At 40.8% G+C, this 22,685-nt stretch carries 22 protein-coding genes and 1 CRISPR repeat array; of the genes, 10 read left to right on the forward strand and 12 right to left on the reverse strand.

Annotated elements, in window-relative coordinates; all coding sequences use genetic code 11:
* The first annotated feature begins 123 nt into the window (after nt 1-123).
* Nucleotides 124-1,401, forward strand: a complete 1,278-nt coding sequence (locus HC643_RS31360; protein ID WP_038082284.1) for a purple acid phosphatase family protein — start codon at nt 124-126, stop codon at nt 1,399-1,401.
* 259 nt (nt 1,402-1,660) lie between these two features.
* Nucleotides 1,661-3,283: direct repeats of the CRISPR family, unit length 37 nt; unit sequence GTTGCAACTTATACGAACCCCTTTTAGGGATTGAAAC.
* 53 nt (nt 3,284-3,336) lie between these two features.
* Here the strand turns inward: HC643_RS31360 and HC643_RS42680 are convergent.
* The gene (locus HC643_RS42680; RefSeq protein ID WP_408019752.1) at nt 3,337-4,116 is read right to left on the reverse strand and encodes a hypothetical protein; all 780 of its coding nucleotides are present in this window, start codon (nt 4,114-4,116) and stop codon (nt 3,337-3,339) included.
* A gap of 541 nt (nt 4,117-4,657) precedes the next feature.
* Between HC643_RS42680 and HC643_RS31365 the strand changes: the two genes are divergently transcribed.
* The 6 genes from HC643_RS31365 (at nt 4,658) to HC643_RS31390 (ending at nt 10,599) form a co-directional block, all read left to right on the forward strand.
* Nucleotides 4,658-5,440: a DapH/DapD/GlmU-related protein gene (locus tag HC643_RS31365; RefSeq protein WP_050046647.1), complete on the forward strand. Its 783-nt coding sequence runs from the start codon at nt 4,658-4,660 to the stop codon at nt 5,438-5,440.
* Between the two features lie 95 nt (nt 5,441-5,535).
* Entirely contained in the window at nt 5,536-6,711 is a 1,176-nt protein-coding gene (locus HC643_RS31370; RefSeq protein ID WP_137986570.1) for a hypothetical protein, read from the forward strand.
* A gap of 465 nt (nt 6,712-7,176) precedes the next feature.
* Nucleotides 7,177-7,974, forward strand: coding sequence for an alpha/beta fold hydrolase (locus tag HC643_RS31375; protein ID WP_038108404.1), 798 nt, complete (start codon nt 7,177-7,179; stop codon nt 7,972-7,974).
* A 28-nt stretch (nt 7,975-8,002) separates the two neighbouring features.
* A complete protein-coding gene (locus HC643_RS31380; protein ID WP_050046646.1) occupies nt 8,003-8,725 on the forward strand; it encodes an NAD(P)H-dependent oxidoreductase in 723 nt (240 codons plus the stop codon).
* A 103-nt stretch (nt 8,726-8,828) separates the two neighbouring features.
* Nucleotides 8,829-9,446 (forward strand): dTMP kinase, encoded by a 618-nt coding sequence (gene tmk / locus HC643_RS31385; RefSeq protein WP_038085083.1) that lies wholly within the window; start codon nt 8,829-8,831, stop codon nt 9,444-9,446.
* Between the two features lie 295 nt (nt 9,447-9,741).
* Nucleotides 9,742-10,599: a mechanosensitive ion channel family protein gene (locus tag HC643_RS31390; RefSeq protein WP_038085085.1), complete on the forward strand. Its 858-nt coding sequence runs from the start codon at nt 9,742-9,744 to the stop codon at nt 10,597-10,599.
* A gap of 86 nt (nt 10,600-10,685) precedes the next feature.
* On the opposite strand, the gene HC643_RS31395 is transcribed toward HC643_RS31390, so the two are convergent.
* Complete coding sequence (locus HC643_RS31395) at nt 10,686-11,063, reverse strand: Crp/Fnr family transcriptional regulator (protein ID WP_038085088.1); 378 nt, start codon at nt 11,061-11,063, stop codon at nt 10,686-10,688.
* Between the two features lie 67 nt (nt 11,064-11,130).
* On the opposite strand from HC643_RS31395, the gene HC643_RS31400 reads away from it, so the two are divergent.
* Nucleotides 11,131-12,054, forward strand: coding sequence for a DNA polymerase III subunit delta' (locus tag HC643_RS31400; protein WP_038085090.1), 924 nt, complete (start codon nt 11,131-11,133; stop codon nt 12,052-12,054).
* Nucleotides 12,055-12,535: 481 nt separating this feature from the next.
* On the opposite strand, the gene HC643_RS41700 is transcribed toward HC643_RS31400, so the two are convergent.
* A complete protein-coding gene (locus HC643_RS41700; RefSeq protein ID WP_237265974.1) occupies nt 12,536-12,673 on the reverse strand; it encodes a hypothetical protein in 138 nt (45 codons plus the stop codon).
* Nucleotides 12,674-12,741: 68 nt separating this feature from the next.
* Here HC643_RS41700 and HC643_RS31405 point away from each other — a divergent pair, with 68 nt between their 5' ends.
* Nucleotides 12,742-13,455, forward strand: a complete 714-nt coding sequence (locus HC643_RS31405; protein ID WP_038085092.1) for a Crp/Fnr family transcriptional regulator — start codon at nt 12,742-12,744, stop codon at nt 13,453-13,455.
* Between the two features lie 17 nt (nt 13,456-13,472).
* Nucleotides 13,473-15,755 (forward strand): diguanylate cyclase, encoded by a 2,283-nt coding sequence (locus HC643_RS31410; RefSeq protein WP_237265975.1) that lies wholly within the window; start codon nt 13,473-13,475, stop codon nt 15,753-15,755.
* 533 nt (nt 15,756-16,288) lie between these two features.
* On the opposite strand, the gene HC643_RS42440 is transcribed toward HC643_RS31410, so the two are convergent.
* The 9 genes from HC643_RS42440 to HC643_RS31450 form a co-directional block, all read right to left on the reverse strand.
* Nucleotides 16,289-17,065, reverse strand: a complete 777-nt coding sequence (locus HC643_RS42440; protein ID WP_336604392.1) for a hypothetical protein — start codon at nt 17,063-17,065, stop codon at nt 16,289-16,291.
* A 25-nt stretch (nt 17,066-17,090) separates the two neighbouring features.
* A complete protein-coding gene (locus HC643_RS42445) occupies nt 17,091-17,510 on the reverse strand; it encodes an MFS transporter (RefSeq protein ID WP_336604393.1) in 420 nt (139 codons plus the stop codon).
* Nucleotides 17,511-17,588: 78 nt separating this feature from the next.
* Nucleotides 17,589-18,761 (reverse strand): molybdopterin-synthase adenylyltransferase MoeB, encoded by a 1,173-nt coding sequence (moeB, locus tag HC643_RS31420; protein ID WP_038085982.1) that lies wholly within the window; start codon nt 18,759-18,761, stop codon nt 17,589-17,591.
* 95 nt (nt 18,762-18,856) lie between these two features.
* Nucleotides 18,857-19,318 carry a M67 family metallopeptidase gene (locus tag HC643_RS31425; protein ID WP_038085980.1) on the reverse strand — a complete coding sequence of 154 codons (462 nt, stop codon included), beginning with the start codon at nt 19,316-19,318 and terminating at the stop codon, nt 18,857-18,859.
* Between the two features lie 64 nt (nt 19,319-19,382).
* Entirely contained in the window at nt 19,383-20,105 is a 723-nt protein-coding gene (locus HC643_RS31430; RefSeq protein WP_038086005.1) for a carbonic anhydrase, read from the reverse strand.
* Nucleotides 20,106-20,263: 158 nt separating this feature from the next.
* On the reverse strand, nt 20,264-21,004 hold the full coding sequence (locus tag HC643_RS31435; protein WP_038085978.1) for an ABC transporter ATP-binding protein: 741 nt from the start codon (nt 21,002-21,004) through the stop codon (nt 20,264-20,266).
* Between the two features lie 153 nt (nt 21,005-21,157).
* Nucleotides 21,158-21,952: a hypothetical protein gene (locus HC643_RS31440; RefSeq protein ID WP_050046644.1), complete on the reverse strand. Its 795-nt coding sequence runs from the start codon at nt 21,950-21,952 to the stop codon at nt 21,158-21,160.
* Between the two features lie 214 nt (nt 21,953-22,166).
* Nucleotides 22,167-22,394, reverse strand: coding sequence for an indolepyruvate ferredoxin oxidoreductase subunit alpha (locus HC643_RS31445; protein ID WP_050046643.1), 228 nt, complete (start codon nt 22,392-22,394; stop codon nt 22,167-22,169).
* 80 nt (nt 22,395-22,474) lie between these two features.
* A complete protein-coding gene (locus tag HC643_RS31450; protein ID WP_153021429.1) occupies nt 22,475-22,618 on the reverse strand; it encodes a hypothetical protein in 144 nt (47 codons plus the stop codon).
* Nucleotides 22,619-22,685 lie beyond the last annotated feature (67 nt).

The raw sequence follows: 22,685 nt of genomic DNA on the forward strand, positions 1-22,685 counted from the left end.
AAAAAGCCATTGGCGGTCGCTCCTCAATCCCTTTTCTCTCGTTAAATTAGCAACTTGCAAAATTTTTGTCATAATTTAATTTTCTTGTAAGATAAATTTACATCGGATAAAACTTCGCCGATAATGATAACCTATCTGGAAACAGGGAAAGCAACAGTCCTCGAAAATTTACGAATTGTGCGAGGACCGTATTTACAACTGGGTAGTGAGTCTAGCATTGCAATCCGCTGGGCTACTGATACTCCAGTCCAAGGCAGGGTGTGGTATGGTGAGTCTCCTGAAAGGCTGTGCTTGGTACAGGACGAAACGACAATCGCCTGTAACCACGCAGTTAAGTTAAGTCAGCTTGCGCCAGATACAAAGTACTACTACGCAGTCGGAACACCAGAGGGATTGCTGGCTGGGAAAACAGAAGATTTCTTTTTCGTCACTGCACCATCACTAGACTTAGCACCTGAGGATATTCGACCCTTACGGATCTGTGTTTTAGGAGATGCAGGACGTGGAAATGATATAGCTGCAAGTGTACGGGATGGATACCTAAAATTTACAGGAAGTCGCCATACCGACCTCTGGTTGATGCTTGGTGACAACGCTTACGATACTGGAACCTATGAAGAGTACCAACGGGGAATATTTGACATGTATCCCCAACTTCTTCAAAGTAGTGTCTTGTGGACGGCAATTGGCAATCATGATGCAGGATCTGCTGATTCACTCTCACAGTCAGGTCCCTACTACGAGCTGTTCTCTATGCCAACTTGTGGGGAAGTAGGTGGTTTGCCATCTGGAACGGCAGCTTATTACTCTTTTGATTATGGCAATATCCACTTTATTTGCCTTGATTCCTATGGATGCGATCGCACCCCAGAAGGAGAAATGTTAAGTTGGCTGGTACGGGATCTTGCAGCAACAGATAAGGATTGGAAAATTGCATTTTGGCATCATCCTCCTTATACAAAAGGCTCACACGATTCGGATACCGAAATTGAACTCATAGAAATGAGAGAACAAACGCTTCCTATCGTAGAAGAAGCAGGAGTAGATATTGTGCTGACCGGTCACAGCCACTCCTACGAACGTTCTTACTTAATTGACGGACATTATGGTACCTCTGATACCTTCACCGAACAGATGAAAAAAGATGGAGGAAGTGGGAGAGAAGGTGAATCGGGCGCATATCAAAAACCCGTCCAAGCTTCTCATGCTGGAACAGTTTATATTGTTGCAGGGACTTCTGGTCTTGCCGATCGAGTATCCCCCCATCCAGCAATGTATACTTCACTCAGTATTCCTGGCTCGCTAGTAATAGATGCACACGGGAAAAGACTTCATGTCCAATTTATTGATAACGAGGGCAACGTTCGGGATGAGTTTACAATGGTGAAAACTTGCTCTTGAAGTCCAAGCTAGTTGTGATTTTCTTTATCAAATTCGCGGATGGGTAGCTGTTAGGAAAGAACTTACCCAAGAAATGCCTGAATTTCTGTTGGTGTAAGGTTTGGAGGCAATTTTCTAATCAGACACATCCGCGCTTCTCACCCAGACTGGATTTCAGCTATTTTGACTCTACTCAATTTCAATTTGCCGTGTTAAGATAAACCCATCCGCGATTCTGAACCATGACAACCACATAGAGATAAGTTTTCCAGATCCTACAGTTGCAACTTATACGAACCCCTTTTAGGGATTGAAACAAAAAGGAAAAGCCCAAGCCAAAAGGGTTTGGGAAGTTGCAACTTATACGAACCCCTTTTAGGGATTGAAACCCTCTGGATTGGACGGCTATTCAAGGGGAGATTGGGTTGCAACTTATACGAACCCCTTTTAGGGATTGAAACATAATGAAGCTACACCCAAGTACAACAAAATGGAAGTATGTTGCAACTTATACGAACCCCTTTTAGGGATTGAAACTGGCGAATACAAGTACGAAATAAAAACCCCCACGCGTTGCAACTTATACGAACCCCTTTTAGGGATTGAAACGGATAGTACAGCATTGCAATACAAATGTATACGCTGGTTGCAACTTATACGAACCCCTTTTAGGGATTGAAACAACCAAATTGAAAACCTGGGGCGACCCAGGCTTACGTTGCAACTTATACGAACCCCTTTTAGGGATTGAAACCTTTCTCCCAATACCCCACATACTGAGCAAGTCTTAGAGTTGCAACTTATACGAACCCCTTTTAGGGATTGAAACAACGAAGCGTATACATCAAAAACAGTTAGCTGGGTTGCAACTTATACGAACCCCTTTTAGGGATTGAAACCGGCTTCCTCTCTATACTTGGGTGAATGAGCTAGGTTGCAACTTATACGAACCCCTTTTAGGGATTGAAACTACGGTACTTGCTGACGAAGGTCTACAAAAAATTGTTGCAACTTATACGAACCCCTTTTAGGGATTGAAACAGTTTCAATCCTGGGAGGGGGTCAAAGAGCGAGATTGGTTGCAACTTATACGAACCCCTTTTAGGGATTGAAACTGTGGAAATCAATTACCGAACAATTGACTGATGAACGTTGCAACTTATACGAACCCCTTTTAGGGATTGAAACAGGACTTGGATCTGGTAGTTCACCAAGCAATCTCCGGGCGTTGCAACTTATACGAACCCCTTTTAGGGATTGAAACCTAATGGATAAGTTCCACCAGAAAAAGTAGTGGGTTGCAACTTATACGAACCCCTTTTAGGGATTGAAACTGGGCTTTCCATTTTTACACAGAGAGACGTAATGGTTGCAACTTATACGAACCCCTTTTAGGGATTGAAACCGGACGCTTCACCATAAGATTCAAAGTAAGGGGTTGCAACTTATACGAACCCCTTTTAGGGATTGAAACTTAGTCGTATGTGCAATATAAAATATGTGACTAGTTGCAACTTATACGAACCCCTTTTAGGGATTGAAACCTACAACAAGATTTGGCATACCCGACTGGGTTTCCACGTTGCAACTTATACGAACCCCTTTTAGGGATTGAAACCTAGTAGGTCTACCTACAGGCGGTGCTGTACGCGTTGCAACTTATACGAACCCCTTTTAGGGATTGAAACAAAAATCACAGGAGAAGAAAATGACGACTGTCGCTGGTTGCAACTTATACGAACCCCTTTTAGGGATTGAAACGGATTTGGGTTGTTTGGATCTAATTCTGGAGGTTGCAACTTATACGAACCCCTTTTAGGGATTGAAACTGGCTTGACTTGCACTCCTTCAAGCGATCGCTCCCATGTTGCAACTTATACGAACCCCTTTTAGGGATTGAAACTGAATGGAATCCCCGTATTTTATGTAAAGACGAACATTGCAACTTATACTCAATCATCTTAAGTCGGTACAAGCTTGGGATAGTGTTACATAATCCACTCGTTCTAAATCATCACGTTTGAGCCAGCTAGCAACAGTATATTTTTTTTCACCTTTAAATCTATTTAGCAAATAAAAATCAATAACTAAAACATCTTGCTCTTGCAAAAATTCGTTAGTAAAGGCATCTGGATCTTGGATTTGATCGGCTTTTAGTTTACGAAGATGGGAGCGAAATTTACAGAAACCATTTTCCGATCTGTACTCATCTTCATCTCTATTGTTGGAAGATTCTATTCTATTATTAGGAAATTGTATTATTAAATCATAATCTCCTTGCTCAGCATAAAGCCTTTCTATCGATTGACCATTATTATATAAATGATATCCACTATAACAGCCAACATCACTAGCGATAAAATAGATAGATTTTGTGTGTAACCATAGAGACATTGATTTGGCAGTCTCTTCAGTCAGGGAAATTATATTATTTGGTAATAATATGAATGGACTAATGATAGTCCAAGAATGTTTCCGAAGCTGCAACATTAAAAAACTAGGTAGCTCTACAATTTCAATTTCTCGCTCGTATACATCATGTTCCCAATTAATTACCTGTTTCATCTGACAAATAGCTTGACCAACTTGCTCAATTGTTGCTTTAACAAGAACACAAAACCCATTAAAATCATAGGTCATAATTCCTCTTCTGTTCTCTAAGGAAACATTTGATATATTACTGCTGGTTAAACTTTGCAAGTTCTCAAAATCATCACCACACACTTGCCATGGCATAATAGTTTAACTTAGATTTTTAGGATGCATTTATTATAATTATTTTGAATCTGAATAACAATAAAAAACACGTTTTCGATTGAAATTACCTCTATACAAGCTAAGTCTACCTAAGTGGACTTAATAAGAATTTCGCGTAGGCAAACTTTGTTTGTATAGCCTCAAAATTCTATTCTGAAGGCAATTGACGATCTTAGGGATGCTTCCAGAATAATTTGTATATCTCTTTTTTTATCCGAAATATAATTATTTATTATGCTAATATGAGTAAGTCTGTGAACATACTAATTACTAGTGTGTAATGGTGGCAAATATACTAAATAATATAATAAATTCAATAAATTAGTAATAGCAAATACACGGTTATTAAATAAATTAATAAGTAGAATTTACACTTAATTTAAGAGTTAAACATAACATTTCTGATAGTGTTTCAAATAAAATCAAGAGAGAGTGATATTATTAATAATGAATCTGTAACAATTCTAGTATAGCTATACATGGGTTTAGAGAGTTATTTGAGAAGGCACGAGGAAAATCCATGACACAAACACTTTCTCTAGTTATCTCAAAAAGAGGAGCTATAACTCAGTTGATTTATACCTATCTTACACAAGCTTTTTATGCTATTAATTTAATAAGATACCGCCTTCAATATCCTAAGGTGAAATTTGGTATTGGAATTAAGATACGAGGTAAATTTTCTATTGTTGGTAAGGGCAAAGTAGAAATAGGAGAGAATTGTGCTTTTATTAGTAGCGATAAAAATTTACCAAATAAAATTGTGACTCAAGATTCTGGTGCTAAAATATCTATCGGAAATAACTGCACCTTCTATGGAACAACTCTATCGGTAGAAGGTAATGGACAAATAGAAATAGGTAATAACTGCTATTTTGTTATTCACAGTTTGATCCCAAATAGTATTGAGGTTCAAGAGGCAGGAGCAAAGATAACTATTCGCGATCGCTGTTCTTTTAACGGAGCAAAAGTGATTGCTAAAAATTGTGTGGAGTTAAAAAAGCAATGTTTTGTAAGCGATAGCTTAATTGTTGATACTGACTACCATAGTGTTGAGATTAACCGTTGGGACCCCAATACACAAGTAAAAACTAAACCTATATGTGTAGGTGAAAATGTTTGGCTTGGTAGTCGAAGTGTTATCCTCAAAGGAGTCTCTATTGGTAACAATTCGGTAATTGGATTGGGGACAATTGTCAGACAGTCAGTTCCAGAAAATGTGGTGGTTATCGGAAATCCGCAAATAATTATCAAAAAGCTCGACACAAATATACTTCCCTACAAGTTCCCAGAAGATTTGTAACCATTCCTCGACTATCGCGGTACCAGGCTGTACTATCTTCATCTTCAGAAAATTAGCTAATGTGTGAAGATACAGCAATTCATAGGATGACTGACATGGAATCTTCTGAATCAAATGATATAGACCTAGACATTGTGATTCCCAGCCGTATACTTTTTCCTACTATGGTCTATTCTATCCCACAAAATCAGCTTGAAGTTAATGCTCCTATTAAATTGAATGTTCGGGTTGTCCAAAAAAATTCAAATTCCCTCACTCTCAACCGCTTTCAACCCTTTATTCCCGAGCTATTAACACCAGATGGACAAATTCTACCAGGAGATTTGATTCGCGAAGAGGTTGTGATTAACGATCGGCAAAACAGACTGTTCGGATTCAATCAGAGGAAAGAATTTAAATGGTGGAGAATCAGACATAACGCAGCCACACTTTTTTCTTTGAAAGCAAAACTTTTTTGGCAAAATAGCTCCCTAAAATTAAAAATTACAACTCTTCCTGATGACAACCAAAGTTCTGTTAGCCCTAAGTACTTTTGGTATTTTGATGTACTTGAAGCAAAAACCTATCAGCTGAGATTTATCTTGAATATTGATGGTGAAACAACATTGTCTGGTGAATCAGATATTGGACAACAAAGTACTGCACCTCATCCCCCTTCAGAAATGTTGGCAACCCCTTGGCTGAATCTTCGTTTAGTCCAACCCTTATCTACTGACAATTGTGCAGTTGAAGTGGATGGAGTCTTGTTCAAAATAGAGATGCCAGAGTCGGTGTTGAATATCCCTCCTAGATGGTGGAATATCCCTTTTCTGGGAACGAGAAATAAAACAGATGTCAAGCTAGGTATTCGCATTACTAATAATACATCAACGGCTCTTCGCTTCTACCAAGCAGGTTCTATTGAGGTAACTCTCATAAGTGATGACGGTCAAGAAATAAATTCTACTAGTGAGCCTATAAGACTTATACATAAAAAATTCAATTATTACTTACTTCAACCTGGAGAAAATGCGTTAATTAATTTAGATGGAATGCTTTTCTGGGATTCTGGTCAGCTTCAACTTGCTATTCCTAATAAAAGTCGTAACTACTTTGATGGCAAAGGAGCTTTTGACTATTTTCTCGATCTTAAACCTGGTAAATCGTATCAAATTCAACTGAGATACCGCGTTTCTGAAAGAGCAAAACTTGTAGAAGAAGAACTGTTAGAAAAGATCTGGACTGGGTGGATAGCTCTGCCCTTTATAGAATTTCGTCTGAGTAACTACTAGAGGAAAAATGAAGCGCAATCATTATATTCATTGATTTCTCTTCTGATTTCACGCTTAGGATAATGTCTTTTAGAACTCTCATATATTGGAGCTACAAAAAATGCGCTTTGTGCAAAATTCGATAGCTGGGGCTATACTGTTTTTAACTATGACTGTAATGGGTCAAGCAAGTGTTGCAGTTACTCGTATCCCCAGCTAACCTGGTGCTACGGAAAACTGGAGACCATCTCAAGGCTATAACGCAGGAGATGGTTTTTTTGGCACCGTAGAAGTAGACACAAGACTATGGAGCAACCCTCTCCCAGTAGGTGGCTCAAAATTATTTAACATTACACTTGCTTTGTCACCACGTAAAGAAAAATCAAGCCTGCTATCGTTGTTTTTGCTGTGGGTCAGTACCCAGTTTCTTCTCAACCCGTTGCAACTTCACATTCTTGTAGGTAGTTTACAGAATTAACGATCGCCATGCCTCAGTTTCAAACGAATGGACTTGAACTGTTCTACCAGATTCAAGGTACGGGGGAGCCTTTGCTCCTCATTTCCGGCTTTTTGTGCGACCATACCTACTGGTCACTGCTCATGCCATCCCTCACCAAACAATATCAAGTTATTCGATTGGATAATCGAGGTATGGGACGCAGTTCTACTTCTCAGTGCGCCTATAGCATAAAACACATGGCAACTGATGCTGCTGCGTTAATTGAACATCTTGGGCTCGACAAAGTACACGTAGCAGGTCATTCTATGGGCGGTCAAATTGCCCAAGAACTAGCTTTGGCACAACCAGAAAAGGTGTGTAGTTTGTTACTCCTCTCATCTTTAGCAAAAGGTGACGATCGCTTTAATGCCATTATCGAGACATGGGGAGATCTGGCTCGAATTTTAGATTTAGAACTTTATGAAAAAGTCATTTTGCCTTGGATATTTACAAATACGTTCTACTCTACCCCAGGAGCAATAGAAACAATTATTCAAATGGTACTCAATTATCCTTTTCCGCCCGTACCCCAAGAATTGTATTATCAAAGCCGAGCTATTACAAGCAGCGACATTCGCTTTCGCCTCAGTCATATTCATTGTCCTACTCTAGTTCTAGTCAGTAGACAGGATGTTCTAACTCCGGTAAAGTTTTCCGAGGAACTCTTGCAAGGCATTCCCAATGCCGAACTCGTTGTTCTTGATTCTGGAGGTCATGGTTTTATCATTGAGTCTCCAGAAACTGTAGCTCAATCCATGTGCAATTTTCTTGCAAAGGTATCTTAATCCGCCTTTCTGTCTGAAGGAAGCTCAAATGAATTTTTTTATTGTGTACGCTCACCCCGAACCTAAAAGTTTTAATGGTGCATTAACTAGCCATGCGAAAAAAGCCTTAGAAGACGCAGGACATAAGGCTATCGTTTCCGATTTATACGCTATGCAATTCAATCCAGTGTCCGATCGCCGTAATTTTACTTCTAAAACAAACCCTGACTATTACAAACAGCAAGCAGAAGAATTGCACGCAACAGAAGTGGATGGCTTTGCAGCGGACATCAAAGCAGAAATGGAAAAACTCGATTGGTGCGACGTGCTTATCTTTCAGTTTCCTTTATGGTGGTTTGGACTCCCTGCTATTTTAAAAGGTTGGGTTGATAAAGTTTTTGCATTGGGTAAAATTTATGGCAATGGCAAGTGGTATGACAATGGTGCGTTTAAAGGTAAAAAAGCCATGCTATCTCTTACAACTGGTGGTCCTTTAACGATGTACACCGAAATTGGTATTAATGGCGATATTCACACCATTCTTTATCCCATCAACCATGGAATTCTTCGCTTTGTAGGTTTTGATGTTTTACCACCTTTCATTGTTTGGGGTGCAAGTCGTCTCAGTGATGAACGCCGCCAAGTTTATTTGGAACAGTATCAAAATCGGTTGTTGACCATAGATCGAGTTCCTCCTATTGTCTATCCTTCTCTTGATGATTTTGATGAGAATTTTCAACTAAAAATGTCAGAAGTTAGTATTGATGAATAGCTAATGGCTAATGGCTAATGGCTAATGGCTAATGGCTGATGCCTGATGGTGGGGCTATCCTTATAAGGGGGTTTCTTAATTTAGGGAACTAAAATCTAAAAATATGAGCGGTAAATTTTTTGTTTTTGAAGGTGTGGAGGGTTGTGGTAAAACCAGCCAGATACAGCGCATTCAAGAGTGGCTGCAAAGCCTCAACATTTCTCCAATTGTGACTCGCGAACCGGGAGGAACGGAGTTAGGTTTGCACTTGCGTCAATTATTATTAGAAGCAGGATCTACTTCAATTACAGATAGGACGGAGTTACTTTTGTATGCAGCCGATCGCTCTCAACATATTGACCAAATTATTAAACCAGCCCTAGCAGAAGGAAAAGTGGTTTTGTGCGATCGCTACACTGACTCTACTATTGCTTATCAAGGTTGGGGACGTGGAATCAGTCTTGAAATGATAGAACAACTCAACCTTTTAGCAACTGGTGGACTGCAAAGTGATTTGACAATCTTACTTGATATTGACCCAGAAATTTCTTTCAGTCGAATCCTTGCCAAACGAAAATTAGACCGTATGGAACAAGCAGATTTAGCTTTTCACCATCGCGTTCGTCAGGGTTTCTTGTCACTAGCTGAAAAATTTCCAGACAGAATTGTTACGCTTGATGCCAATCAAGATATTGATAAAGTGACTGCGGATATTCAACGGTTACTGATAAGTCACACTTAAGATTGAGTTTGGTAGTTGGGGAATGGGGAATTGTTCACCCATTCTCTATATCGTTAGTCTTCAGTCACCTCATACACAAATCTTTTTGATTGACAAGTTATTTGCTATACATAAAATAAAAATAAAAAATTTCTTTATAAACTCTGTAGAACCATCCTAAATTCTCTTGTCTTGGCGATCTTAGCTTCTTGTCCCTAATAATTTTTACAACTTAAATTGGACTGTTATATATTATTCATAGAATATTTTCGATGCCTTGTTGTATCTTCGATCTTTAACACCGAGAATAACTAATATGGATCTAAATCAAATTAGCAGGGTTGCACTTCAACTATTAACTGAATTTGGACTCAAGCTGTTGGGTGCGATCGCGCTGTGGTTTGTTGGTCAGAAGTTAATCGATTTTGCACTCAAGCTGTTAAAGCGCGGTTTTAGAAGCCAGCACGTCGATCCGACAATTGTTAGCTATCTTGTCAATATTATTTCCGTAACGCTAAGAATTGTTCTAGTCGTTGCGCTTCTTGGTTTCTTTGGAATTGAGACAACTTCATTTGCAGCATTGTTAGCAGCCGCAGGTATTGCCATTGGTGCGGCTTGGGGTGGATTATTAGCAAACTTTGCAGCAGGTGCATTCTTAATTATCTTTAGACCTTTTAAAGTTGGTGACTTTATCTGCGCTGGAGGTGTTACGGGTACTGTGACAGAGATTGGATTGTTCACAACCTCAATCAACACTCCCGACAACGTACAAACAATTGTCGCCAACAATAAAATCTTCTCCGATAATATACAAAACTTTTCTGCGAATCCCTACCGTCGTGTTGACTTAGTTGCTCAACTCCATCACACTGTCAACCATAACGAAGCTATCGAGTTATTAAAGGGAAGAGTGAGCCAAATTCCCAACGTTCTTAGCAATCCAGCACCAGATGTAGAGATTTTAGAGTTCAATTTAGCCGGTCCCGTTCTAGCAGTGCGCCCCTACTGCAATAACGAGCATTACTGGCAAGTGTATTTTCAAACAAACAAAGTCATTCATGAAGCTTTTGGAGAGGCTGGTTACCCAATTCCCGAGCATCACTACACGGTAAGTCAGCTGTCTAACAATGGTGCTGATAACGCTTACATTCAACCACCAGTTGCTTATCAGTAAACTACAACGCCAAATATTTCACTGTTTTCTCTGGACTCACAATTAACGTGAAGTCCAGAGTTTTTATATTGCTAGCACAAATTAGTTTAACTACCAACAGGATGCTTGAAACGTCGCAAGCGTTCTGAGTAGCTTCTCATAACTTGCAATGCAAAAATAGGGGTTTCTTGAACGGCAAATAGAAAACTGGATCGATTGATAAATGCAAGCTCGCAGTCGGTTTTGGCAATAGCAGTGGAAGCTCTTGTATGTTCTGGAGTCACTAAGGCTCCTTCTCCAAAAACATCTCCTTCTTGTATGGTCTCAACCGATTTGCCATCAACATATAACTCTACCTCTCCGCTTACAATACCATACATATATTCCCCATACTCGCCTTCAGTAAAAATAACTTGACCTGCTGAGTAGGTCTTAAGTTCTGATTGTTTTTGAAAAATTCTAACGGTTTCTACTGGTTGAACCATAATTAATAAACCCTGTTTATTGTTTGTTCAGCCTAACAACTTACCCAGTTACTTATTATCACAAATCATGGACCCATTTTCACAGCTTATAGGACAACCACAAGCAGTCGAATTGCTAACACAAGCTGCAGTCAAACAAAGAATTGCTCCAGCATACCTGTTTGTGGGACCGGATGGAGTCGGAAAGAGTTTAGCGGCAAAGTGTTTTGTCGAGTTGCTCTTTAATGCACATCAAAACCGCATACGTCAAGGAAACCACCCCGATCTACTTTGGGTAGAACCAACTTATCAGCATCAGGGTCAACGTCTGACATCAAAAGAAGCCCAAGAGAAGGGGCTGAAGCGCAAAGCACCACCCGCGATTCGGCTCGAACAAATCAGGCAAATTATTGAATTTCTCAGTCGTCCGCCCTTGGAAGCATCTAGAAAGATTGTTGTGTTAGAGCAAGCAGAAACAATGGCTGAAGCAGCCGCTAACGCTCTACTAAAAACTTTAGAAGAACCGGGACGAGCAACGCTGATTTTAATTGCACCAACACCAGAATCTGTCTTGCCTACGATTGTATCTCGCTGTCAGCGCATTCCTTTTTACCGACTTAGTAACGGGGCTATGGCTGAGGTTTTGACAAAAACAGGACACAAAGATATTTTGCAATATCCTGCCGTCTTTAGCGTTGCATCTGGTAGTCCGGGAGATGCGATCGCATCCTATCAGCAATTGCAAGCTATTCCTGAGGAAATTTTGCAAGCCGTTACAAAATTTCCCTCATCTTATCGTGAAGCTTTGGAATTAGCCAAACAAATTGATAAGAATTTAGACACGGAAGCCCAATTATGGTTAGTGGATTATCTACAACAGTTTTACTGGGAACAATGGCGTCAACCTAGCATTATTCAACAGTTAGAACAAGCCCGCAAATCCTTGCTCAGTTATGCCCAACCGCGTCTTGTTTGGGAATGCATGTTTTTGTCACTTTGCAACAGTTATTAACTCTGACCGATGACCGATAATCATTTCCTCTTCTTGAACGGCTCGGAATACCAACTTTTTCAAAAGTCAGGGCTCTTTGTTTTTCATACATGATGTTAGAACTGTCATAGAAATAATATTTTTTATAAGTAGAAAAATATAGATGTTCTCATTAAATTTTTGGCGCGATTTCAGGCGATCGGTAAACAGATAAAATCTTTATCTTGCTGAATTTTAGCTGCATATTTTATGCTTCTAAATTTTCTTGCTTGAGAGGAAAGAACAAATACAATTGATGATATAACTAAAAAAGTATTAACAAAAATCATGTGACCTAGTTTACCTCTGTTTCTAAGAAAATATAAAGAATTTATACATTTCAAAAATCACATGGTCCCGCTTCTTTGTACCACTGGTACTAGTTTTGGGTATTGGAGAGTAAATTTGGTGTAAATTCTGTACGTTACTGTTGTACGCTAGCGTTCATGAAATTTCAGTTATATTAATTCATCAATTCCAAGTTGACATCAATATTTCCGTGCCAAAGAGATGTCTGAGAACAATGAGTAGCATAAATCACTGATAAAAGGTTATCTGTTGCTACTCTATTTGAATTAAATAACAAAATTGAGTGCATCATATTTGACTCGAATATGTAATGGCACTGTATTTGATGCGGACATACCGATGTAACTCATAGTGTTCCTAATGGCTAAAACAGTTCAAACACCAATCTACAATAGGCTTTTATCGGTACTGCCCGATGAAGTTTATCGAAAATTACTTCCTCACCTCGAAACTGTTCCTCTTAGCTTTAAGCAAGTTCTGTTTCAACCCGGACGATCTATAGACTACGTGTACTTCCCAATTCATGGTGTTGTTTCTTTACTGACAACAATGGCAGATGGGACTCAAGCTGAAGTGGGTTTAGTCGGCTACGAAGGGATGGTGGGTATTTCTCTAGCCTTGGGAATCCCAACGACACCTCTGAGGGGAGTTGTACAGATTCCAGGTGAGGCTGTGCGAATGCGTACAGATATTTTTACAGCAGCAGTGCGGGAGAAACCGCTATTGCAAGAGATTCTCCTGCGGTACACGCACGTGTTAATTGTACAAATTTCACAATCTGTTGCTTGTAACAGTTTACACACGGTCGAACAGCGGATGTGTCGTTGGCTGCTCATGATTCACGATCGCATGAGAAGGGATCGGTTTCCACTCACTCAAGAAACGTTTTCCCAAATATTAGGTGTACGCCGTGCCAGTGTCGGAGCAGTTGCAAGAAAACTACGTGCGTTGGGGCTGATTGATTACGATCGCGGTGAGATAACAATTTTAAATCGGCTTGAGTTAGAAACAATTGCCTGTGAGTGTTTCGACATTTCCAGGGCAGAGTTAGAGCGATGGATTAGGGGAAATTAGGAGAAGGTCGAGTAAATATGCCAAATTTTCTTCAATTGATAGTGATGCAGTTTATCCCCCACGGACAATGTTTTCTTTGGATAACAAATTTAGTGTGGCTGCATGCAATATCTGATTCTTTAATTGCACTTGCTTACTACTCTATTTCTATTACCCTGATTTATTTTGCTGAGAAGCGGCAAGATTTACCCTTCCACTGGGTGTTTTATCTGTTTAGTGCGTTCATTGTCTCTTGTGCAACATCACATCTTGTAGAAGTGTGGACGCTATGGCACCCAACGTACTGGCTGTCAGGTTTTGTCAAAGTCATAACAGCGGTTATTTCACTCGTGACAGGTGTATTGCTCCTGCAAGCAATGCCTCAAGCTATTGCTCTTCCCAACTTGACACAACTTATCAAAGCCAACCAAGAATTAGAACACGAAATTGCAGAACGTCAAAGAGTAGAAGAAGCGCTGCGAGAAAGTAATGAACGCTTTCGCAGCGCTTTTGATTACGCTGCCATTGGAATGGCATTAACGGCAACAGACGGTCGGTGGCTACAGGTGAATCGAGCTTTATGTGAAATTACTGGGTATTCAAAAGAAGATCTTTTGTCCACGACTTTCCAAGCTATTACCCATCCTGACGATTTAGACCTCAGTCTCAACTACAGCAATCAACTCTTAAATGGTGAAGTTCGCCATTACACCCTCGAGAAGCGGTACATCCACAAGCGGGGAAATGTGGTATGGGTTTTTTTAAGTGCCTCACTCGTGCGAGATATCTATGGTGTGCCGTTATATTTTATAGTTCAAGCTTTAGATATTACCGAGCGCAAATTAGTTGAAGAGACTTTAAAACAGCAGGCTTGTATTTTTGAAAATATTTCTGATGGCATTATTATTACCGATTTATCTGGTAATATTATTGACTGCAATGGGGCAGCAGAAAGAATGTTTGGTTATGCTAGGGTGCGATCGCTGGGAACAACACAAGAGGTTCTCCACAAGTCAGAAAATTCTGCTGTTGTAACAGAAAAAATCATAGAACGGACTTTAGATACGGGTCGCTGGGCTGGTGAAATGAATTTTACACGTAAAGATGGTACTGAAGGGATATGCGAAAAAGTGGTTGTACCGCTTTACAACGAACAAGGTCAGCCTACAGCAACAATTGAAGTTAATCGGGATATTACAGAACGCAAGCAAACAGAAGCAGCCCTCAAGCAAGCTAACGAACAGCTGTCTTCCTGGGTGAAAGAACTAGAAACTCGCAACAATGAAATTGCTTTACTCAGTCAAATGAGCGACTTTCTACAAGCGTGTATGAAAAATGAGGAAGCATATAAAGTGATTGCTCATTTTGTTCAATGCTTGTTTCCTGATATGTCGGGAGGAGTTTTTATTATCAGCCCCTCAAAATATTTAGTAGAAGCCGTAACGACTTGGGGAAACTCAACATTATCTAGTAAAAAATTGTTTACACCTGAAGAATGTTGGGGACTGCGGCGGGGACGCACTCATTTTGTAGAATCTAAATGCAGTGGTTTGCAGTGTACCCATATGAGTGAGGATTGGTGCGGTGAATCGCTATGTGTCCCTATGATGGCCCAAGGAGAAGCTTTAGGAATGTTATATTTAACATCGCAACAAGAGGGGCAATTTACAAAATCAAAACAACAGTTAGCCTCTAGAGTTTCCGAACATATTGCACTTGCTCTTGCAAATTTAAAGTTACGCGAAGCACTGCAACAGCAAAGTACTCGCGATCCCCTAACGGGTTTGTTCAACCGACGCTACCTTGATGAATTTTTAGAAAGAGAAATATACCGAGCAGAACGCAAGCAGTACTCGGTAGGTATCATTATGATTGATGTCGATCATTTCAAAGGCTTCAACGACGTTTACGGTCATGAAGCAGGCGATACTGTTTTGCGAGAACTCGGTATATTCCTCAAACAACAAATTCGGCAAGCTGATATTGCTTGTCGTTATGGTGGTGAGGAGTTTTTGATTATATTACCAGAAACAACCTTAGAAACTTGTTTTGAACGTGCCGAACAAATACGGGAAGGTGTTAAACATTTGGACCTACAATACCGTCACCAGTCACTTAGCAGAATTTCTCTGTCACTGGGGGTCTCGCTTTTTCCAATGCATGGTTTGACGCCAGGAGCAGTTATTCAAGCTGCTGATAGTGCTCTATATTGTGCCAAACAGTCGGGACGAGATCGGGTTGTTACTGCGTTCCGTACAGAAGATGAAAGCAGTAAATTCAGATTGCTCGGCGAACAGCGATCGGTAACTAGTGACCAGTGACGAATTCAGAAAACATTTAGAACTGTGCTCCCTTATCTAGTATCTTCTCATGCTATTTCCAATCTCAATAATTAAGATAGCATTAAGAATCAGTACGCGTACAATTGCTATAACATTAGATACAAGGGAGCCGAGTTTTTATTGCACTACTCAACAGTCGAAATGAAGTATGCAGATAGAACTGCATAAGCAGCAAAAAAAGTGACAACAGCAAGCATATGAAGATCCTCCTTATTAGGATAGTCATAGAATCATTTTTATACTTTCAGTATATAACTTTTTTAAGCACAAGATATCTTCTCAACAGACGATTCTACGCATTAAAACTTAGTTACAAAAGATGATTTATTTGCTATCCAAAGAAGTATGTAAAGTAATATTACTTATAACGAAGGAAATAGGTTGTAGTATCAGCTTCGCCTAAGTAATTACGATAAGAATGACGCGGCGATGGGGATTGTCAAGCAAGCAGTTAATTTCTACTTTTTAAAGTAGGGGTTTGAGTGATGGATAAAATTATTTTTTGAGAGAAATTAATTCAGAGACGAGTGTTTGTAACTTCCCGCAACACAACCACCTGCTACCAAAAAAGCGATTGCACCCCCAACAACTCCGCTCGCAGGAACAATCTCTTGCGGTTTTGGAAACACTAGCCCAAACAAACTCCCTGTCAAACCAAAGCCTGCGAAATACATCCCAACTCCCAATCCTCCCCATTTAGGAGGTACTAACCCTAAAGCAAAGGGAATTGCACCGTTGACAATTACGCTAAATGCACAGACTCCAAGTAGTACAAAAGGCATCTGCGCTCCTGCAAATAACAGTACTATCATCAGAAAAACGAGCGCACCAATACCACCTAGCATTGCCTTGCGATTGCCTATCTTTACAGCTAATGCTCCTGCAGGTAGCGCAGCAAAAGCTAAAGCAAGGTTGATGATAAACATCATGCCATCAACATTCTGAGTATTCAGTTGAACTTTTAACAGCTTCCCCAAAGCATCCATAAAGAGTCGAGAACCCCACGCCACACCAACACCCGTACCCAAAATCAAAGCTAGCGCCCGTGGCAATTCCCCTGGTGTTGCCCATGTTTGGGCTTTATCAACGGGGGTCTCTACTGGATTAAAAAATCTTAATATTGCAGCTGCGGCTAGCAACACAAACGAACCGACAGCAAATGTGAAGACAGGTCCTAAACCTAAAATAAACGAAGTGGCAATAGGTCGGAAAGCACCAATGATTCCTCCTACCAAAATCAGCACACTTCCCGCTAACGGTAACTCCTCGGGTCTGGCATATCTTCCCAAAAGTGCGATACGCGAAGCGTAACGGCTAAAGCCGAATCGCCGGACTGCGAAATACCGTCATTGCCATAGCCCAAGCGATCGCCATTAAAGGCAAAAGAGTACGCGTGATATCAGAAACTGGAAAAAACACTGTCAAAGTTGGAATTGCAATAAAAAATGCTGATGAGAGAATCACCCCAACAGAAATGAAGGGAAAACTTCTTCCTATTTGATACTTGGCTTTATCAGAAAGCGCACCAAACAGTGGTTCCATCACCACTGCTAAGGCATTCTCCACTATCAGCACCCATACTGCCAAAGATTCAGGAAAACCAAATCCAGCCAACAGTCGCGGTAAGTACAAAGCATAAATCAGCCAACTCAGCGTAATAGCTCCCTGTACTCCTGCCAAACTGCAAACTTGCAACCATAAAATATGGGGTATGGTTCCCGTATTTTTTTCCATGTTCTCAATCCAAAAGCTCGTGCATGGGACCCAAAGAGTTCTTGGTGTCCCATGCGATAGAATGCGGTTCTGTGGATTTTAATAACTTGGTATGGATGGGTCGATTTCCTTACTCCAAGCAAGAATACCACCCTTGACATTTGTCCCCTCAATTCCCGCTTCTTTAAGGATATTTAAGGCTTTTGTAGAACGCATACCCGACTTACAATGGGCAATCAATCGATGACCGTTCACCAATTCCCGTACCTGAGTGACTCCTTCACCGTTTTCAATCTCTGGTAACGGTATTAAAACAGAACCGGGAATTTTGGCTATTTCGTACTCGTGAGGATTGCGGACATCTAGCAACACAAAATCTTTTGCACCGCCATCTAGCAATTCCTTCAATTCTTGCACTGTCATTTCTGGAATTTCCATCTGCTGTTTCTCCTCTTGTGCTTTGGCTTGTGGGATACCGCAGAATTGCTCGTAGTCTATGAGTTTTTCTATCACCGGGCGAATTGGGTTGGGGCGCAACTTCAATTCCCGGAACTTCATGTCTAAGGCATTGTACAGCAACAATCGTCCACTTAAAGTAGTTCCGTTACCGAGAATAATTTTGACAGTTTCCGTAGCTTGGATAACACCAATTATCCCTGGCAAAATTCCCAGTACCCCCCCTTCTGCACAAGAAGGAACCATTCCTGGTGGTGGTGGTTCTGGATAAAGGTCGCGGTAGTTCGGTCCACCCTCATAGTTAAATACTGTAGCCTGTCCTTCAAAGCGGAAAATAGAACCGTAAACGTTGGGCTTATCTAACAATACACAAGCATCATTGACCAGATACCGTGTTGGGAAGTTATCAGTACCGTCTACCACAATATCGTAGGGTCTGATGATATCAAGAGCATTTTCCGAAGTCAGGCGAGTTTCGTATAAATCCACCTGACAGTTGGGATTGATCTCGTGAATCCGATCTTTTGCTGACTCAATCTTGGGTTTGCCAACCCAAGAGGTACCATGAATGACTTGGCGTTGCAGATTGGAGGTATCCACAACATCGAAATCAACTATACCGATGCGTCCGATCCCTGCGGCTGCTAAATACAATAGCAGTGGCGAACCCAAGCCGCCAGTACCGATACACAACACACTAGCAGCTTTCAAGCGTTTTTGTCCTTCCAGCCCCACTTCAGGCAAAATGAGGTGACGGGAGTACCTTTCGTATTCTTCTCTTGTTAGCTGGATGTTATCCAGATTGGGATTAAGCATAACAGTTAGATGAGGAAGCGCGGACTTATTATCCTATCGAAAATTGTGTGACATTGGGGAGTGGTGCGTGAAGACTGGTGCATAAATCATTACAATTATTCTTTTTTATAACTCCCCACGTCCATTGCTTCTGCTTGAAATTGATGATTGTCGTCCAAGATCCAACTTTTTATGCCAGCAACTTTGCCATCCATGACAGAGACAATAAGATATGAGTATTCTTGCCAAGCTAGCTGACGGTCAAATTCGGAGGGATTGGCAGGATTGTTGATGTGGGAGTGATAAATACCTATTATGCTGAGGTTGCGATCGCGTGCATCTTTTTGCACTTGCAGCATGACTTGGGGTGCGATGGTGTATCTTCGTTGTTTGGTTGCTGTACTGTCTTCAAAGGGGTCTGATGTTTCTGACCAAGCATTTTCTGTTGGTATGACTTCTAGCGCTATTTTGTTGCTGTCAGTGAGGGAACCTAACAGTAGACCGCAGCACTCTTCTGGATAAGTGGTTTCGGCGTGGGAGTAGATGGTTTGTAGGTGTTCTGGGTTGAGATGGATCATTGTGTTAATGGCTAATAGCTAATAGCTAATGGTAAGAAAGCAATTAGCTATTAGCCATTAGCCATTAGCAAATAGATACTCTACCAGTATTAATATCGTAACAAGCACCTACAACTTGCAGTTTTCCTTTCTGGATAAGGTTAGCCAAAATCGTCGATTGACTCTGTAGTTTCTCTGCCTGATATTTGATATTGGCTGCGATCGCATTCTCCCCAACATCGCCCTCAGTCAGTCTAGCTCTTGCGATCGCCGGTCGGATTTCCCGGACAATATAGTTAATTCTACCAGGTGCTGGTTTCTCTTGAAGTGCTGCCATGACAGCACCGCATTTTTTATGACCCAAAACGACTATAAGTTGAGAACCCAAAACGGATGTGGCATATTCTAAACTTCCTATAGCCATATCGCTGGCGACATTCCCAGCAACACGCACGACAAACAGATTTCCCAGTCCTTGGTCAAAGATAATTTCTGTGGGTACCCTAGAATCTGCACAGCCTAATACGGCTGCAAAAGGATACTGACCTTTTGCTAGAGATTGAACGTGTTTTAGCGATTGATCGGGATATTTACGCTTTTGATCTACAAATCGTTGGTTCCCCTCCAGCAATCGCTTTAAAGCTTCTGTCGCTGTGACTGGATGGGGATTTACTGGATTTGTCTGTGCACCCTCTGCTTGTAGTATGGAAGTTGTTCTTTGATACCAAAGTAAGCCACCAGCTGTAGCAAAGCTAGCTGCACCTAGCAGAAAATTACGACGCCCTACAAATCCATTTATTCGACTCATCAATCTTTCTCGGTAAATGAATCCAACCCACAACAGCTTGGTTGTTGGCTGGAACATACCAAAATCTCTAAGGGTGCGAGAGTTAGTCTCTAACGGTTTAAGGAATTGTTAATGGTTGATGGGATTTTTAGCATCTAACAACTAATAACTAACAAATTTTAATGCCCCCTCCCAGCCCCCAAATACAATTCGCCTACCTTGGGATCGTTAAGTAATGCCAAACCGGGACCGGACATTGCATCGCGTCCAGACTCCAGTACGTAACCGCGATGTGCCATTTCCAACGCTTTACGGGCATTTTGTTCTACCAGTACAATTGCCGTACCGCTTTGGTTGATTTGTTTAATCTGCTCGAACACTTGTGTAACAAGTATGGGAGATAATGCAGCAGATGGTTCATCTAGTAGTAATAAACTAGGTTCTAACATCAATGCTTTACCCATTGCTAACATTTGACGTTCGCCACCTGAGAGAGTACCAGCTCGTTGCTGACGGCGATCGCTTAACTTGGGAAACATTGCAAATATTTTATCTTTAAGCGGTTTTAGGGGAACGTTACGGACAAAAGCTCCCATTTCTAAGTTTTCTTCCACGCTCAGGGAAGGAAAAACATTGGCAATTTGTGGGATGTAGCACATTCCCCGTTGAACGATTTGGTTTGACTTTAACCCAACGATATTTTCACCTTTGAAAGTAATTGTCCCAGTATGGGGAGTCAAAAGCCCAAAGATAGTTTTGGCTAACGTAGATTTACCCGCACCGTTGGGACCGATAACCGTAACCAGTTCTCCAGGGTCTACTCGGAAATTGACACCTTGTAGGATATCAACATCTTTGATGTAACCAGCGTGGACGTTTTGAGCTTCGAGTATGGGAGATGAACTTAGTGAATTTGACATAATTTTTTTACAATATAAGTAAAATATCTTTCATTTAACTATAGTTTGTTCGTTTGTTGAAAGGCATAAAGACGAAAACACCTTCCATGTCAGTGATGGAAGGGTCTTTCTAAGAGAACATATATGTTAGGCAATTCTTGTATTTGAAAGTTTTTAAGTCACCTTGTTTTTCTTCCCTTGGCGAATAGCAAAGCACAGACCAAGCAATGAGAAAGCAGCTATACCAGAGGGTTCCGGTACTTGAACTGACTTATCTGATAAAGCAATTTGACCGTTAACGACTTCTCCGTTATCGCCGACTTCTCCAATGTAAAGATATAACGGGCTGCTGTTGGTAGAAATAGCGCTCTTCAGATTAAACGATATTTTGCCACCATCACCCAAGCTGACAAATCCAAAAGCTGTTGAAGGATTTGCGGAGTCAATGACAAGAGCAGATGTAGAGTTGGCGTCAAAACTTTGCAATGTAGCTACTGAGTTATTTATGTTACCATTGGCTGCTCCAAATAAATCGGCTCCCACAACGGCATCTTCTGAAGTAACGGGAGAACGTTGTGTTCCAGGAGCGAATACAACTCCACCCGGAGCAAAATTGAATACGTCCAAGCCTGATAGGGTATTAATATTAGCTGCATCATTGATGAGAACGTTACTAATCTTGATAGCATCTAAATCAAAGCCGCTAAATCTTCCAGTCGTACCGCCTTGTTGGTTATTACTATCAGCGATCGTGATAGATTTGATATCAGAGGGAAGATTGGATATTTCCGCGTAATAAACAGCAGTTCCTTTAGGATTGCCACCAGTCAAACCGGGTAGTTTAATAAATCCATCAAGATTAAATGTGGCGGCTGTAGCACTCGAAGCAGACATCAGACCAATCGCCGTGGCAACAAAACCTATATTGAAGAAGCTTTTGTTAAGAAATACATGAAAAATTTTTAGCATAGTTTTTTATAAGTAGGAGTCCCACGGTAATTAATACAGTGGATGTACCTACTTTTCAGGCAAGATAATTATGTGCTGTTACATTTTTATCAAACTTTTACAAACGTACTGTTAAGCTTTTATGAAAGAAATATAAGAGTCTGTAATTTTACGATAAAAACAGGCAAGTTTTCTTGTGTGCCTGTTTTTTCAAAGAATTTAACCGTAGAAATACTTAAGAAGGAGTTTTTTGCAGATCTGGTCGTTCTTCTGGAACGATCGCCCCTTCTACAGGGCAAACTTGAATGCAGATGCCACAATCGATACAAGTAGCATAGTCAATCCAGTACCAATCTGTTCCCTTGACATTCTTACCAGGACCGTCGTGAATGCAGGCTACCGGACAAGCATCCACGCAATCTGCGACGCCTTCACAAACGTCAGTAACAATAGTGTGCGGCATAGTTCCCCTCTTTATTGGATTAAAATTGCTGTATCTCATTCAGTATATCGAGGTAGAAGTTGCTCGGCATGCCGAACAACTCAGTAAGTGGCGCTTACCGATCCCAGACGATGGAGAGACCCAACAGCTTTATATGCATGCTGTTGGCTAATTAATGAAGCAATATCAAGTTCGGAAATCGTTTCCGATTCAAAATTCTCCGTGTCTCCCTCTATGTGCGTCATTCTTGTGAAAAATTAAGCGAGCCAAAACCACCGAAGATAAGACTCGTAGCGCGTGCGGAGAGTCTTA

The sequence above is a fragment of the Tolypothrix bouteillei VB521301 genome, from assembly GCF_000760695.4.
Taxonomy (GTDB): Bacteria; Cyanobacteriota; Cyanobacteriia; order Cyanobacteriales; family Nostocaceae; genus Scytonema; species Scytonema bouteillei_A.

Coding starts and splice junctions, on each gene's coding strand:
- HC643_RS31360 (WP_038082284.1), top strand. CDS start 124: ATGATAACCTATCTGGAAACAGGGAAAGCAACAGTCCTCGAAAATTTA.
- HC643_RS42680 (WP_408019752.1), bottom strand. CDS start 4,116: ATGCCATGGCAAGTGTGTGGTGATGATTTTGAGAACTTGCAAAGTTTA.
- HC643_RS31365 (WP_050046647.1), top strand. CDS start 4,658: ATGACACAAACACTTTCTCTAGTTATCTCAAAAAGAGGAGCTATAACT.
- HC643_RS31370 (WP_137986570.1), top strand. CDS start 5,536: ATGGAATCTTCTGAATCAAATGATATAGACCTAGACATTGTGATTCCC.
- HC643_RS31375 (WP_038108404.1), top strand. CDS start 7,177: ATGCCTCAGTTTCAAACGAATGGACTTGAACTGTTCTACCAGATTCAA.
- HC643_RS31380 (WP_050046646.1), top strand. CDS start 8,003: ATGAATTTTTTTATTGTGTACGCTCACCCCGAACCTAAAAGTTTTAAT.
- tmk (WP_038085083.1), top strand. CDS start 8,829: ATGAGCGGTAAATTTTTTGTTTTTGAAGGTGTGGAGGGTTGTGGTAAA.
- HC643_RS31390 (WP_038085085.1), top strand. CDS start 9,742: ATGGATCTAAATCAAATTAGCAGGGTTGCACTTCAACTATTAACTGAA.
- HC643_RS31395 (WP_038085088.1), bottom strand. CDS start 11,063: ATGGTTCAACCAGTAGAAACCGTTAGAATTTTTCAAAAACAATCAGAA.
- HC643_RS31400 (WP_038085090.1), top strand. CDS start 11,131: ATGGACCCATTTTCACAGCTTATAGGACAACCACAAGCAGTCGAATTG.
- HC643_RS41700 (WP_237265974.1), bottom strand. CDS start 12,673: ATGATGCACTCAATTTTGTTATTTAATTCAAATAGAGTAGCAACAGAT.
- HC643_RS31405 (WP_038085092.1), top strand. CDS start 12,742: ATGGCTAAAACAGTTCAAACACCAATCTACAATAGGCTTTTATCGGTA.
- HC643_RS31410 (WP_237265975.1), top strand. CDS start 13,473: ATGCCAAATTTTCTTCAATTGATAGTGATGCAGTTTATCCCCCACGGA.
- HC643_RS42445 (WP_336604393.1), bottom strand. CDS start 17,510: ATGGAAAAAAATACGGGAACCATACCCCATATTTTATGGTTGCAAGTT.
- moeB (WP_038085982.1), bottom strand. CDS start 18,761: ATGCTTAATCCCAATCTGGATAACATCCAGCTAACAAGAGAAGAATAC.
- HC643_RS31425 (WP_038085980.1), bottom strand. CDS start 19,318: ATGATCCATCTCAACCCAGAACACCTACAAACCATCTACTCCCACGCC.
- HC643_RS31430 (WP_038086005.1), bottom strand. CDS start 20,105: ATGAGTCGAATAAATGGATTTGTAGGGCGTCGTAATTTTCTGCTAGGT.
- HC643_RS31435 (WP_038085978.1), bottom strand. CDS start 21,004: ATGTCAAATTCACTAAGTTCATCTCCCATACTCGAAGCTCAAAACGTC.
- HC643_RS31440 (WP_050046644.1), bottom strand. CDS start 21,952: ATGCTAAAAATTTTTCATGTATTTCTTAACAAAAGCTTCTTCAATATA.
- HC643_RS31445 (WP_050046643.1), bottom strand. CDS start 22,394: ATGCCGCACACTATTGTTACTGACGTTTGTGAAGGCGTCGCAGATTGC.
- HC643_RS31450 (WP_153021429.1), bottom strand. CDS start 22,618: ATGACGCACATAGAGGGAGACACGGAGAATTTTGAATCGGAAACGATT.